Genomic DNA, 16206 nt, shown 5'->3' with positions numbered 1-16206 from the left:
GGAGCTATCCACTGACCATTCTCATAACCAGCCCCACCACCAAAATAACTCGCTAACGTGGTATTCATCAAATAAAGCTGACTACCATTCACGGCTTCTGTTGAAGTAGCAGAAATATCTCCATCAGCAAGAGATGTAAGTTTGCTATTCGTTTTGTTACCTTCTTGCTCATGCTCTGCTACAAACGCTCCTTTGCTCTTGTCCCACATCAAAGCAGAACTTTGAACCGTATCGATCTCTTTGCTAATTTCAGCCTTAATATTCGCAAAGTGTATTGTAACTTTCTCAAATGAATCGCCAACACCAGCAAAGGCAGACGCGACATTGTCATAAGCCGTGTCAGTAACCGCACCTTCTTCTTTGAAACTCTTAACCGTAAATGTAGGAGAAACCCACTGGCCTTCCTCATAGCTACCATCACCGCCTAAAGATCTCGCAAAACTGCGACCCAAAGTATAAAGCTGAGAACCATTAATGGCATCATGAGAATCAACAGAAATATCTCCAGCTTTAAGGTGTGTAATTTTACTATTTATCTTTTCATCGTCCTTACCATGCTGAGCACTAAAGGCATTATCAGACTGACTCCATAATAAGGCATCACTTTGAATCTCCTGCGTAACTTTCGTTATTTTTTCAGTAAACTTCTCAAATTTATTCGTTATTTCATTATTTGCATTTTCGATACTTTTATCAAGCTGGCCTTTGTTGACAGCTTCATTAGCTTTTACTGCATCCTTCACACCGGAAAGAATGCGTGCCTCGTTTGTATTGTTAGCAATATTGATTTCATCGCCTGCTACCTCTTTACCAATAGTGATGTGGTTCGTTGTAGCATCTTTTTTAACAAGGCTATCACCTTGTACATTAGTAATGGCATTATTAATCTGGTTGGTAATTTCACTTTTTATATTTGTAAAAGCAGCTCCAACACCTTCAAAAGCAGCCGCTACACTCGTATAGCTTTGTTCATCTTCTGTACCATCAATTTTAACTCGTTTAATTTTAAAAATTGGATCGACCCATGTGCCATTTTCATACTTAGCATTACCACCAAAATAGCTCGCAACCTTATTACCCAAAAAATTAAGTTGATTACCCGTAACAGCATCTGTCGAACCAGAAGTAATATCCCCATCTAAAAGATGCGTAATTTTACTATTGGTTTTGTTACCATCATTCCCATGCTGAGCACTAAAGACTTGATCGTTTGCATTCCACAATAAAGAATCGCTTCTTACAGTAGTAACTATATTATTAACTTCTTTGGTAATCTTATTTTTAACATTTGTAACAGAATTACCAACCTCACTCAAAGCTTCCGCTACATTATGATAAATGTGTTCTTTTTCTTCACCATCAGTATTAACTGTTCCAACTTTAAATGTTGGAGCAATCCATTTGCCATCTTTATATTCGGCGCCACCACCAAAAGATTGGGCTATATTTGTGGTTACTGTTTGTAAATTATTTGATAAAGCATCGACTTTATTATTGGTCGTAAATAGCTGTGAACCGATAACGGCTTCATTTGAAGCTTCTGAGAGCGTACCAGCTTTTATTCCTGTAAGAGTACGCTTCTCATTTTTATTGTTAGCGATATCCATTTTATCACCACCTACTTCTTTACCAATAGTGATGTGTTGTGTCTCAGCATTTTGTTTTACGAAACTATTAGCGGCTACTTGTTCTTTGATATCTTTTTCAACTGTCTTCAATTGTAAAAAATTCACCGCATCGGTTTTCTCAGTACCTTCTGCTACTCCTGTTATTTTCTTACTGCCAGCATTAATACCAGCAATGGTTACTTGTGGACCATCTTTAATGATTAAGCCCGTTTCATCTAAAGTTACTAAACCTGCTTCTGCATATGATAAAGCTTCCTCATCATCTGATAGGCTTTTCCTCCCTAGTTTTATGCTATTTAACATGAGATCTTTTGCTAAATCAAATTTGACCTTATTGTCATATTCGCCTTTTGTAATGTTCAGGTTGCTACTTCCAACGGCCAAATCCATTGGGCTAGTTGAAGTAACACTCGTCGCATTTGCACCATTAACAGAAAGATCCCAACTTGTGATGATAGAGTCTTGTAGAGCTTTTAGCTGCGCAACATTTACCGCATCAGTGTCACTCGTACCAGCTGCAACACCTATAATTTGCCTGGTTTTATCTTTCTTTACAGCACCAACACTGAGTGCACCAAGAGTAGCTTTCCACATGATATCTGAATTTTTTGCGTCTCCTCTAGTCCTAGGATCATAACCTGCAACCCCAGCAGCAACATCAACTACAGAACCTGCACCTATGGCAACGCCGTTCATCACTGTCGCTTCTGTTTTTGCACCAAGAGCAAATGACCACATAGAGTCAGCTTTTGCAAGCCAACCAATAGCAACCGAATTTCTGGCATTTTCAGTAACCTTTGCACTAGCACCAAGAGCAAACGACCACATAGAGCTAGCTTCCGCACCTCTACCCATAGCAAATGCACCATCAGCTTTGGCTTTTGAGCCAGTACCAAAAGCAAACGAATCTCCAGCCGAAGCGAATGCATTGTGACCAATAGCAATTGAATAAACCCCTATAACTTTAGCACCTACACCTATAGCTATCGCGTTTAGAGGATCCCCTTTCGGATTATTTTCTCTCACTATAGTAGCATCGACACCAATGGCAATCCCCCCAGAAAAGTTAGCGTTAGCACCGTTACCAATAGCAACTGAATCTTCTCCAACAGCGCTAGGATCGTGAAAAAATTCGTTTGTAGTGTTAATTTTTAAACCTTTTACAGCCGCTGCCGCTGCTTCCTCTACTGCTTTCAACTGTGCAAAATTTACGGCATCGGTATCTACAATACCAGCTTTTATACCAGAAATAGTTCGAGAGCTACCATTTTGACTGGTAATATCGATTTTATCACCAACCGTTTCCTTACCAATGGTGATATATTTTGTCTTGGAATCTTGTTTTATGAAACTATTGGCAGCTATTTGTTCTTGGACTTCTTCCTTGACTTTATCCAATTGTCCAAAATTCACAGCATCTGTCACATCCGTACCATCTGCTATATTTGTAATCTTTTTACTGCGAACATCAATACCAAAATTGGTTATTTGGGGACCACCCTTAATTTTCAATCCCGTAGAATCAAAAACATTATTCCCCGCTATGATACTGTCCAGTGTAATTTTTCTCGCCAGATCAAACTTAATCTCATTCTCTTGATCGCCTCTTGTAACATTAAAGTTGTTACTTCCAGCAGAAAAGTTCATTTCACTATCATAAGAGAAAATTATAGGATCATCTTTGTCAAAAGACACACGCCAAGCATGTCTTCTTACAAATACCTCTAAATCTTTTAACTGTGCAACATTCACTGCATCGGTATCTTGCAAACCAGCTGCGACTCCCACAATTTGCCTAGTTATTCCTGCATCAATATTACCAACACTAAAGGCACCTTGTTTACTTTTCCATACAAAATTGTCAATTCCTAACTTTTGCTCCCCAAGAGGGCTATACCCCTTAACACCAGCAGAGATATTAGATACAGAATCAGCTCCTATCGCAACACCACCAGAAACAAGTGCTTGCGCATTAGGTCCTATAGCAAGAGCTTTATCCCCAGAAGCTAATGTTATATTAACATTATCCTCAGCACTACTTCCTATGGCAATAGAATCCGCACCTACAGCTCGAGCTCGCGTGCCTATAGCAACACTACGAATACCATTTGCTTTCGACAAGCCACCTAAAGCAATCGCAGAATCTCCTGTTGCTTCTGATGATACACCTATAGCAACGCTTACCCTTCCAGCTGCAAGCGCCGCAACACCAAAGGCTTGTGATCCTCCCGTACGGGCTACTGCATTCGCACCAAATGCTGTTGAATAACTCCCTTGTGCAGCAGATCCACAACCGGTGGCAAAAGAATATACACCAAAAGCCTCAGGCATTATATCCTGATCACCCTTAGTCGCGTAAATTCCCATATAACCAATGTCCCCAGTAGTTCGCCCCTCTTTATCCCAGATTTGTTGGCGATCACTCTGACTATAAGGAGAATAACCATTAAAAGTTGGTTGTTCCAAAAATCTCCGATACTCTTCCTCTGCAGTTATTGCAGCTGCCCTACGTGGAATGCTTGCTTCCCGTCCAATGACATGATCCGCACCACAATAATCATCATCACCAGACAAAACAACACTGCCATGACTGCCAAACTTATAATTTACGGCTGGAAGATTTTGACTCAGATTAACTGCTGCGGTTATCGCAAGATTCGAAGCAAATACAGATGAAATATTTGATAACAATAAAACCGACATGGCTAATGAAAAAACTCTAACACAAGAAAAACGAGAAACTTTCAAATAACTCGCTCTTTGTATGGCATATAATTTTTTCATAACAAACTCTCCAATGAAAAAAAATCTGAACAACACATTGAAAACATAAAAAAACATATTTCTCTTCTAGTAGCTTACTCGGGTGGAATTAGGAGTGGTTTTCTACTAATTAAAGACGTTTTGAGTCTTTTGATATGTCCTTTCTGTAATGAAATCTAAATGAGGGATTTGGAAATATGTTTGTATGAACATAAAAAAGACACATTTAGATTCTAATAAATTCGGGTTATGGTTTATTGTTTAAGTTTAGAGAAAAGTCTCTTAATGGTTTTGAAAAGTATTTTATTTATCAGGTGTTTCGCTACTTAATAGGAGTTCCTCGCAATGGTTATATTGCTTGTGGTTTTCTTATGTTTTTTCCGTTAAAAGGAGCTATTTTTTTGTCTTTAGAATAAGAAACCATAATGTTTAAAAAATTCTTAAATTTTCTTGGGAAATTATTTTCCGTAGGTGATATGTAGCTTTATTAAATGCAATGTAACAATGCGATTTTGCCTTTTTGATATGTTGCTGATTTTTATGCATTACCTCTTCCCCCTCTTTAGGATTATATTTCGACCAAAATGAGTCTTACATAATACACTTTATGCAGCTCTATTCCCTCTATAATAAAATAGCAACAAAAAAATAACAATTTTTATCAATTTGAATATTTTTCAAAGAAACATGTGATCTTTTTTCAACAGTTTAAATAAAAAATTTTAGAAAAATCACGAGAATTTATAACCAACTATGTTAATATATAAAGCTTATTGGGGGAATAAAACATGCTTAATTCTTCAGAAAAGGGAAATATAAGTCCAGAATGCATCGGCAATTTTAACTTATCTCTATCAATTCAGTTTTGCACTTAAACTGGCTCCTACGCTCTAATGCTGTTAAACTTGTAGCGAATATATTAGAACGAATCCTGCCATTTTAGAAATATAACCTACTTCCACAGCAACGGCTGATTGATTGTGCTACATCCCCGTTTCAATCGTTAAACTTAAAGAACCAGACGTATCTTTATAATCCAAATCCGATACCGCTAAACCTATTGCCACTGCCCGTTTATATTCTTTGCAAATTTCCTTAATTTCATACCTTAAACGCTCCAGATTTTATATCTGTGTAAGATTTTGTCTCATTAACAACATTATTAACCGTATTATGTATTATTATAACATCGTTAAAGTGCTCTCTTAGTATAAGCAAAGAATAGTTTTCGTTTGCTTATCTGTACAGTCATGTAACTTGGCACTTGTAACAGTCTCCTTTTAGCCATACATCCATCCGCTATATTGGCTATTAATACTAGATCACTCTTAATTCACACCAACTAATGTTGCTTTATTCTCTATTTTTGCCATCATTCCTTCTAGCATACTTAAAACAATATCTGCTACACTAGCAATATCTTTTACTTGTTTTATCAAGCATGTTGGATTCTTCAACTTTCTTATTCGTTTGCCAAAGTTGACTACCATTAACGGTTTTTTTCGAACCTTCTGATATTTTACCATCAGCGACACGCTTAATCTTACCGTTTTGACCTTTATGGCACATGTTAAAAGCTTTTTCTAGTTTACTCCAACTTAAACTACTCGAGAAAATATTCTGTCCAAAATCATGAATACGATCATCGATCTTTATCATACTTTTATTAACATCTTCAAATACAGATACAACATTGGTATAGTTCTCCTTTTTATTTACCACGCCATCAGCGGTAAATTGTCCAATCTTAAAGTTTGGTGCAAACCATTGTCCAATTTTGTACCTCGCATCTTCACTAAAATACCTAGAAAGTACAGTGATTACCGAATAAAGGGTATACCGTAAAATCCATTGAGCACCACCATCTTTACGGTTTGAGTAACAAGCCGACGCCATCATTATATTTGTCTGCCTCCAATGTTGCAACAACCCTTGTATTAAAACGATTCCTAAGAGCCATTTTTATTCCTTTCTTACACAAATTTGATCCACAGACTAATCCCGCTTGTAACGTGCAAGGGCGTGGTTTTGATTGATTCAACATAAACAGCTTTGAAATGAAAGAATCTTACGTTATTCGGAACTCTCATTCAATATGAATAACACTAATTTATCATTACAAATCAATATATTGTAAAGTTTGAAATCATTGATCACTTCTGTGAATTCTCTGTTGTAAAAAGCCCTCCTCTTTACATCAGAAAGGCTACGCATAACGCTCGCATTGTTTGTAATACTGATTTCACTACCATCTTTCTCTCCACCAATCATGATAAATTTTGTTTTAGCATTCTGTTCCACAAAGCTACTGGCTATTACTTGTTGCCGACTTCTTTTTCAATCCTCTGTAATTATGAAAAACTCACAACGTCAATATCTGCAATAAAGCGATAGCCCCCTTAGCATTAATCTTCACTATCGCAAAATGACCAACAGCAATCGCTTCTTCAGAATCTTTGTCAACTAAAGAGATCGTGCCGATGGATATTGCAAAATTGAATTTTGTCTTTCAGACCTAAGAAAAAGGCAGCGCTATAACCATGCATTTCCTTCAAATCCGCTTCTCTCAACAACACTTCCTCCTATGGTTAAGCTATCATACACACCTACTCCCACTTTTTTGTTAGACCATTTAGAAAGATTATTTTTATACATAGATACAGCATTTTAACTGGGCAAAATTCACAGCGTCGGTCTTATCTAAACCAGCTTATGCGCCTATTATCTTTTTACTACCTGCATTAATACCAGAAATAGTAATTTGTAGACCATTTTGAATGATTAAACTTTTTGCACCTCAGATATTCGTGCCCGATTTTACACTATTTAGCATCAATTCTTTCCTAGATCAAATTTTACCTTTATTGTCGCTTTTGGTAATTTTGAGATTTTTACTTTCAATAGAAAAATTTACCAACAACAACTTTACCATTTGCATCACCAATAGACAGTTTCTAACCTTTATCTACATAAGTTTGTAACGACTTTAGCTATGCAATATTGACCACACCGGTATCTTCTATACCTGCTGCTATTTTTGTAATCTGTCTTATCTGAAGTACTAACACTCAACGCACCTCGTCCATTTTTCCATGCGGAGCTCGTATCAATTTTAGCCTTCTTAAGGAGAGAATCAAAACCAAAAACTTGAGAATATTATCCATCAGAGAATTATCTCTTAAAGCAACAGCTTCCTCCCATAGCTGTTGCTTGTGCATGAGCACTAAACGCACTACTTAAGTTACAACTTGCAACTGCTTCAGGTTCAAAGCAACAGAACCCTTTTTGCTTTATTGCAACTGCCCCTAAAACAATACTTCCTTCTGCATTTACCTTCGAATAAAATTCCATAATAATAGCATGTTTACTCGTTACATAGATACGATAACCAACGATAGTTAGCCATACTCAAAAGCTATAGAAACAACATCCAAAGCGGTTGAATAGTCACCCCAGAGTTGTATAATCGTTTTCACCATGTTCGCTTTTCTTATTATATTCACTACCCAATGCGATACTGCTTTTCCTATAGCGTGTGCCATATAACTTACAACAACCCTCGTTTCTTGCACTTGCGCTCCAGTACCTAAAGTAACGTTTGTGTCTGCACGTTAATCCAGCATCACGGCTTGTTACTGCAGATAAATCATCTTGCGAGGCATTAAATACACCAATAGTCGCGGTATTCTCATCATGCTGTGCAAACTGTTAAAAAGACATGCTATTACGAAAAGACAATTGTGGACTGATAATAATTGTTTCTTTTCTTCCTCTGTACCTACCATTCTTTTCCAACAATTATTATTCTCTGACGTAGGAGTATTTATAACAATACTATCATCACTCACATCCAAAAGGGTTTTGATTAAAAATTTGCATTATCATTCAAAAATATTAGCATTTACTGCCAACGCCGTATTCGGTACTGTTATATCATTGTCTTTTGATACATCACGCGGCTCCAAATAATCGGTAACTTCCTCATATAACAGAAATAACACTTTGGAACACACCACAAAAATAGCCTTTATATCTATAAAAACCCCTTTTTTGGGAGAGAGATTTTTGAAAAAAAAGAAACTCTCAAAAAAAGTGCGATAATTAAAATCAATAACAAAACTTTGAATCACTTCCCGCTAATTTTGTAGATAATTTGTTCACAACAAATTCCTCAATGAAAAAAATTAAACAAAAAAACATATTTAAACGCTAACTTGGTTTTGTTTTTTGTAACATCGAAATTTATATGATTGAAAAGAAAAAAATTACGTATCTGGATGTTAAAGTGGATGTGCTCGCTTTTTGTATTCTCTGAGAGAATAAGTTCTATTTTTTATAGATTAGTTAATACTTGTTTAATCTTTCAGACTTTTTAGTTATCCTTTGCAAGGATAAGATTATCTTCTTTAATTTTGGATCTCTTCTTTTCATTTGAAATGAGCAAATGCTAAAGTAATAGAAGCGAAATTTTTCCTCTACTTTGGAAAAGCGCTAAAGAGAGTTATTTAAGTTAATATGGATGGACCGATGATTTCTTTGAACGTATTTGAGAAAAAGTTTTTTATCCTTTCTTACGCGTAATCCTTTTTCTCTTGAACTGTTTTAAAATTAAAGTGTGGGTTGTTGTTTTCAATACCAAAAATATAGATGGGAATATACTATATGCCGCTATTGAATGCTGTTTGACTTTTTTACTCGTAAAAGTATTTATACTCTTCTCATTCTACAGCCCTACCAACACTTGAAAGACAATATTCAACAAAACTATAGGAATAGCTGCATTTATAAAAAATACTGTATATAAAAGACAACCAGTAACAAGAATGAACGTTTAAATTGTTGTTAGCTCATTGAGCATATGATTCTTATAACGGCTCCTAATAAAACTAAAATATCTCTAAGATATATTTCCCCCCTCAAAAAATTGGTCGTAATTTTAAAAGTTTTGTAGAAAAGAAAGGAAATCCTAATTTCTACCTGTAAAGTGCTGCAAAAATTTTTAATTATAAAATTTAAAAGTAGAAAATAATGAGCGTGTAATTTATGGAAAAATTGCAGTTTTTAAAGTTTGCTCTTTTGGAGAATACAAATTTTTTCTATTTTCTAGACCTGTATTTATCAATTTATGTATGCATCTTTTTTAAAAACGTTAAAAACAATTCACCCTTGGCTCATGAGACAAAGGTGAAAAGAGTTTTTTGTGTGTTTTGTTGATTATTAGTTCAGGGTCATATTGAATCCTGCACCTACACCCCAATGACTGCCAGAAGTGGTAACAGATACATTAGACCGAATATTTCCCTTCTCTGATGTATAACCAGCACCAAAGGCAAATGCAGATTGGCTACGCCATAAGCCAGTACCAAATCCAATGCTTAATTTTCCAGGAATATCATTGTAGCGCAAGTTAGACACTGCTAGCCCTATAGCCGCTGCTTGTCTTGCCTCTTTTTTCACACTCTCAATGCTGTAGTTTAAAGCATTAAATTTTATATCGGTATATTGATTAGACCGTTCAACAGCATCGTCAATTGCATCAATCACAATATTATTAACCCGTTGATCCGTATAATGCTTGGATTCATCAAGAACAACCTTCATCTGTGCTTGAGTATAGTCATGGAGTTGACCACCATTTACAGCTTCTTTCGAATCCTTTTCAATGCGACCATCAGCAACATTATCAATCAACACGGGTTCACTCGGATCTCCACCTTTCAAAGTGATTTTATTGGTTTTTTTACCATTTTCATCTCTGTCATAGCGAACAGCATCCTCAGCAATATCGTTAACCTTATTATCAATATTATCAACTTTAACATTAACATTGGTAACTATATCCCCAATATCAGCAATGGTATTGGAAATGTTATCAACCCTGTTATTAAGATGCTCAACATCTTTTTCGACTACTGTGATACGTTCATTGGTTTTCCAAAGTTGTCCACCATTAACCGCATCTTTCGAACCTTCAGCAATTTCACCATCAGCTACATTGATAATTTTATTCGGCATACCATCGCGACCAGCATCATAAGCTTTTTTATCATTATTCCACTTTAAAGCATCCGAATCGACCTTTTTGATTACATCATCAATACGGTTATTAATATTTGACATATTGTTATTGATACCACCAAAAGCATCAGAAACATTATTATGGTTTTTCTCAACAGTCGTACCATCAGCATTGACTTGAACAATCTTAAAAGTAGGACCTGTCCATTTACCATTCTCATATTTAGCACCACCACCGAAATAATTCGCAAGCTGATTACTCATGAGATAAAGTTGGTTACCCGTAATAGCATCTGTTGAACCTTGTGCAATCTCACCATCTAAAAGATACTTTAATTTGCTGTTTGTTTTTTTGCCATCTTTTTCGTGACGTGCAACGAATGCTTCTTCTTTATCATCCCACAGTAAAGCATCTTTAGAAATACCTTCAATTGTTCGATTAAACTCATTAGATACATTCGTTAAGCGCTTATTTACATCTTGAACATTCGAATCAAGACCCTTTAAAGCTGAACCAACATCATAAAAATCAGCCTTTCCTACCTCACCATCTACAATAGCGGATAAAGTATATTTCAACCCCTCAAAAGCACCGTTAATAAATTTTGCACCACCACCAAAAAACTTTGCAATATCTGCTGATATTTTATTAATCTGATTACCATTAATTGCATCGTAAGAATCTTGAGCAATGTTGCCATCTTTGACGTTATGAAGAACAACAGGCCCGTTGTTTCTATTACCTCCTAAAGTTACACTACCGTAATTCACCTTACCATCTTCATCTTTATCATAAAGAACTGCAGCAGCATTTGCTGTCTCAATATCTTTAGAAATTTTTTCTATGCTTTTATCAAGTTGGTCTTTGTTAACAGCTTCATCACCCTTCTCTGCCGCTTTCACACCAGAAATGGAACGTTCTACTTTACCGTATCCCGCAATATTGATCTCAGTACCAGCTGTATCCTGACCAATAGTAATAACACTTGTAGTTGCATCTTGCTTAACAAGACTATTTTTTACCACTTCAGAAATCTTATTATCAATGTTTGTAATAGAAGTATTTACACCTATAAACGCTTCCGTAACATTACGATATTCTTCTTCCTGAATAAGGAAAGATGGTTCTATACCGTTCAGTACATCTGTACTGCCCCCAAAATATTTCGATGTATTTTGAGCAATTTTTTTGAGATCATTGGTAACAGTTGTAACCTTCTCATTCGTAGCAAAAAGCTGCGAACCATTTACTGCTTCCGTTGATGTGGCAGAAAGTGTTCCTTTTTCAACACCAGAAAGTGTACGCTCCACACCATCTTTATTTATAATGCTGATTTCAGTACCATCTGTTGCCTTACCGATCGTGATACGACCATCTTCTCCCTCTTGCTTAACAAGGCTATTTTTTGTCACATTGTTAATCTGATTATAGATATCTGTGATAGAATTATCGACATCTTCAAAAGCTTCAGCAACATTATGATGCGTTTTCTCAATCATCTCACCCTTATCGTTAACTTGAACAACTTTGAAAGTAGGATCTCTCCACTTTTCATCCTCATAGCTAGCCCCCCCACCAAAATAATTTGCAATTTGTTTAACCATCTTATAAAGTTGGGATCCATTTATTGCATCCAATGAATCAACATCAATATTACCATCATTAATGAATTTCAGTTTACTTTCTGTCTTCTCTCCATTTGATCCATGCAGTGCAACAAATGCTTGTTCTTTTTCGCTCCAAAGTAAAGCATCTTGAGAAAATTTATCGAATTTATCATCAAATTTATTATCTACATATTGTATATGCTTATTCATATTTTTGACATTTATATCAAGTCCTTCAAGAGCCTTGCCAACATTGTCAAAGACCTTCCGTTCTACTTCACCATTCGCAGAAACTGTCGATAAATTATATTTTGGACCTACAAAAATGCCATCCTGAAACGCTGCATCTCCACCAAAGAATTTTGCAATATCTCCAGATATCTTATTGATTTGGCTACCATTTACCACTTCTGTTGAATCCTGTCTGAGGCTACCATCCGCAACACCAGAAATAATTCGATTTTCGCCATTAGAGTTGGCAACATCGATTTTAGTACCACTTTTCTGTTCACCGATAGTGATACGCTGCTGCTCTTCATGCCATTTAACAAGGCTATTATCTGCTATTTGATCTCTCATTTCATTCAGTTGTGAAACATTAACCGCATCTTCTTCATTAGTACCTTTTTGTAGCCCTGTAATTTTTGTATTGGCAGCAAAAATACCATCAAAAGCAATTCTAGGTCCCTTATTACCTTCAAAACCAAAGCCATCATCACTCATAATGCTTCTACCTGTCATGACACTCGTCAATTTAAGATTATCATTCAAAGAAAATGTGACTTTATTATCATTGCTTTTTGCAATTTGGATATTCTTGTTACCGGTATTATCCTCACCCGCAATAAAATCTACTGTGCTTCCTGCCCCAACATCTGTAGCATTGTTACCATCAACAGAAAGTTTCCAACCTTGTTCGGCAAGTGCTTTCACCTCTTTCAATTGTTTATAATTTACAGCATCATCGTCATATTCTCCTTCCGCGACACCAGTAATTACCCTAAATTGCCCATCTTTATTTGTAATATCAAGTTCTATTCCATCTTTTTCAGCACCAATGTAGATAGTTTTATCCTCTTCGTCCCATTTAACAAGACTATTGCTATCTATCTGATCCTTTATTTCTTTCAGTTGTGAAAAATTTACAGCATCGGTATCATCTTCTCCCTTAGCTACCCCTATAATTTTTTTATTACCAGCATTAATACCATGCGCAGTTATGCTTGGCCCTCCATCAATAAACTTAAAACCTTCATCGCTCATAATGCTGTTGCCTGTCGTGACACTCGTGAGCTTAAGAATATCATTTAAAGAAAATGTAACTTTATTATTATTGTTTTTTTCAATCTTAATATTTTTGCTTCCATTCTCACTCAGAGCTGCAACAAGATCTACTGTACTTCCTGCTCCAACATCTGTAGCATTATTACCATCAACAGAAAGTTTCCAACCTTGTTCTGCAAGTGTTTTCACCTCTTTCAATTGTTTATAATTTACTGCTTCACTATTTTCAGTTGCATCTGCCACATTTATGATTTTTTTATCACCAGCATCAAGACCATTTAAAGTTATGCTTGGTCCATTACCATCAATAAACTTAAAACCTTCATCGCTCATAATGCTGTTGCCTGTCGTGACACTCGTGAGCTTAAGAATATCATTTAAAGAAAATGTAACTTTATTATTATTGTTTTTTTCAATCTTAATATTTTTGCTTCCATTCTCACTCAGAGCTGCAACAAGATCTACTGTACTTCCTGCTCCAACATCTGTAGCATTATTACCATCAACAGAAAGTTTCCAACCTTGTTCTGCAAGTGCTTTCACCTCTTTCAATTGTTTATAATTTACTGCTTCATCATTTTCAATTGCATCTGCCACATTTCCGATGGTTTTTCCTCCAGCACTAATACCATCCTGAGTCAGGTATGGACCACCACCCTGAACAAAAAAACCATCATCACTCATAATACTCCCGCCTGCAGAGACGCTCGTCAACTTAAGAATATTATTCAAAGAAAATTCAATTTTATGCTTATCACCTACAGTTTTTTTTGTAATTATTAAATTGTCTTTCCCCCCTTTGTGATCATCTTTCACTGAAAGATCTATCGTATTACCTGGATTCACGTCTGTGGGATCTGTACCCTCAACAGAAAGTTGCCAAACTCCCGAAACCAAATCTTTCATAGCTTTTAGCTGCGCTACGTTTACTGCATCGGTATCTTCACTTCCAGCAGCGACCCCTGTAATTTGTCGTGTTAACGTACCATTATTACTACCACCAACTTCACCAACGCTAAAAGCACCTGCTGTGCTTTTCCATGCTATACGAGTATCTGTCGAAGCACCATTAAGAAAAGGATCATATCCATTAACGCCCTTGGCTCTATCAGAGACAGAACCACCACCGACAGCAACACCATCAGAAACAAGAGCCTGTGCATTTGCTCCAATTGCAACAGTATCATATAGTTTAGCAAGTGTACTAGACCCTATAGCAATCGCATTTTCAGCCTCTGCTATTGCTCTTCTTTGAGGATCAGTCTCACTTGTTCTGTCAGACTTGGCACCACCTATTGCAATAGCTCCTGAAGCTTTCGCTTCGGCTCTTGCACCTATAGCAATCGCATATTCCTGTTCTGCTTTTGCTTCCACCCCTAAAGCAACAGAACTTTTACCAGAGGCAGTTGCAAGACCACCAAAAGCAATAGCTGATTCGCCTGATGCTTCTGATCCTATACCTATAGCAACAGTCGCTTTACCACTTGCAAGGGAAGAAACACCAAAAGCTTGTGCTCCACCAGCTTTTGCGGTTGCACCAGCACCAAATGCTGTGGAATAATTTCCTGTTGCAGAAGAACCACAACCCGTTGCAAAAGAATAAACACCATAAGCCTCAGGCATAACATTTAAAAGCCCTCCAGAGCCAGTTGGTCCCATATAAGTAGCATTTACGCTTAGAACCCCATCGGTTATCCAAGTAGCCTTTTCAAGGGTCGTGCCATAAGGGTCGCGACCGTTGCTCTCAGTGTAACCATTGATAAATCTGTTATATTGTTCTTCTACGGATATTCGTGAAACATTACGATTGTCGTTTTCCTGTTTCTCACCACCACGCCCTAAAACATGATCCACACCGCAGTAGTCATCATCACCAGATAAAACAATACTGCCATGACTACCGTACGGATACACAACACCAGAACCAGGTGTACTTTGACTGACTCCTCCTACTATCGCAAGATTCGCAGCAAAAACGGGAGAAACACTCGATAAAAGAGTGCCCATTACCGCACTAAGCGAAACAGCTTTAATTAAATTAGGTGTGGAATATTTTTTTTTCATAAGAACCTCCTCCAACAGAGTTCAACATCATCACAACGTGCGAAAACAAACATGGCAAAACTTAGTTTGCTCACCTCAAAAACCAACAAATTAAGACAAACCCCTCCCCTCGATACCATCATTTACTTACTGCATCGCCCTAAAATCTTTGCAACAACATCGAATCTAGAAAAGTCCCCAACCCTTTTAGCTAGAGGGATTCAAGCTAAAGAATAAATAAAAACACAAAACTTTGAAACTATACCGGTTTCTCCATTCAAAAATACTGCGATTTATCTCTTAACAAAATAGTTTCACGAAAAAGCAATTCTACTTTTCAAATAAAGCACATTAGAAAAATGGCAAGAGTGTAAAAATAATTTTTTATAAATTTATAAAAATACTTCTCAATAAAATAGCTGTTCTTACTAAACATAAATTTATGATTTTTTTAACTTATAGCATAATGTAATAGATGACGATAATCATCGCTTCACTCTTTGCTATTCGATAATCTGCTTTAGAAAAAATGCGCATCTTCAGGAAAAACATTTCCTAATATAATGAGGTGCCCTTTTTTAAAGCTTCAACGTGTTCATGATTCTCTTGATAAAAAGATAAAAGCGCGCTATGAGCGGTTTTTTTATTCTTTTATCTTATATGGCTATTGCCTTTCTATAGAAACCAAACGTAGTCTCAACACCATAATGGGATCAAAGCTATATTATTACTTTTTCCATTGTTATATAAATTTTTTAATATCACAAACCGAAAAAAGCTATTTTCCAAACTCTTTCTCCCACATAATCCTCTGGATTTTCACTGTTGTCAGTATCTTTTCCTTCAATAAATAAATATCTCA

3 protein-coding genes and 2 pseudogenes are annotated in these 16206 nt (G+C 36.3%); all 5 read right to left on the bottom strand.

Annotated elements, in window-relative coordinates:
* A pseudogene (locus tag GGR08_RS01455) lies at positions 1-4412 on the bottom strand (hypothetical protein); the annotation flags it as partial.
* Positions 4413-6218: 1806 nt separating this feature from the next.
* Positions 6219-6351, bottom strand: a pseudogene (locus tag GGR08_RS01450) (integrase); the annotation flags it as partial.
* Between the two features lie 1211 nt (positions 6352-7562).
* On the bottom strand, positions 7563-7742 hold the full coding sequence (locus GGR08_RS01445; protein WP_183193631.1) for a hypothetical protein: 180 nt from the start codon (positions 7740-7742) through the stop codon (positions 7563-7565).
* A gap of 530 nt (positions 7743-8272) precedes the next feature.
* Positions 8273-8407: a hypothetical protein gene (locus tag GGR08_RS08510; RefSeq protein WP_281377791.1), complete on the bottom strand. Its 135-nt coding sequence runs from the start codon at positions 8405-8407 to the stop codon at positions 8273-8275.
* Between the two features lie 1201 nt (positions 8408-9608).
* Complete coding sequence (locus GGR08_RS01440; RefSeq protein ID WP_183193630.1) at positions 9609-15365, bottom strand: Vomp family autotransporter; 5757 nt, start codon at positions 15363-15365, stop codon at positions 9609-9611.
* Between the last annotated feature and the right edge of the window lie 841 nt (positions 15366-16206).

Source organism: Bartonella fuyuanensis, from assembly GCF_014197255.1.
Classification (GTDB): Bacteria; Pseudomonadota; Alphaproteobacteria; order Rhizobiales; family Rhizobiaceae; genus Bartonella; species Bartonella fuyuanensis.
The sequence above is the reverse complement of the archived record's forward strand: the minus strand, read 5'-3'. Positions and strand labels throughout refer to the sequence as shown.

Coding starts and splice junctions, on each gene's coding strand:
- GGR08_RS01445 (WP_183193631.1), bottom strand. CDS start 7,742: ATGGAATTTTATTCGAAGGTAAATGCAGAAGGAAGTATTGTTTTAGGG.
- GGR08_RS01440 (WP_183193630.1), bottom strand. CDS start 15,365: ATGAAAAAAAAATATTCCACACCTAATTTAATTAAAGCTGTTTCGCTT.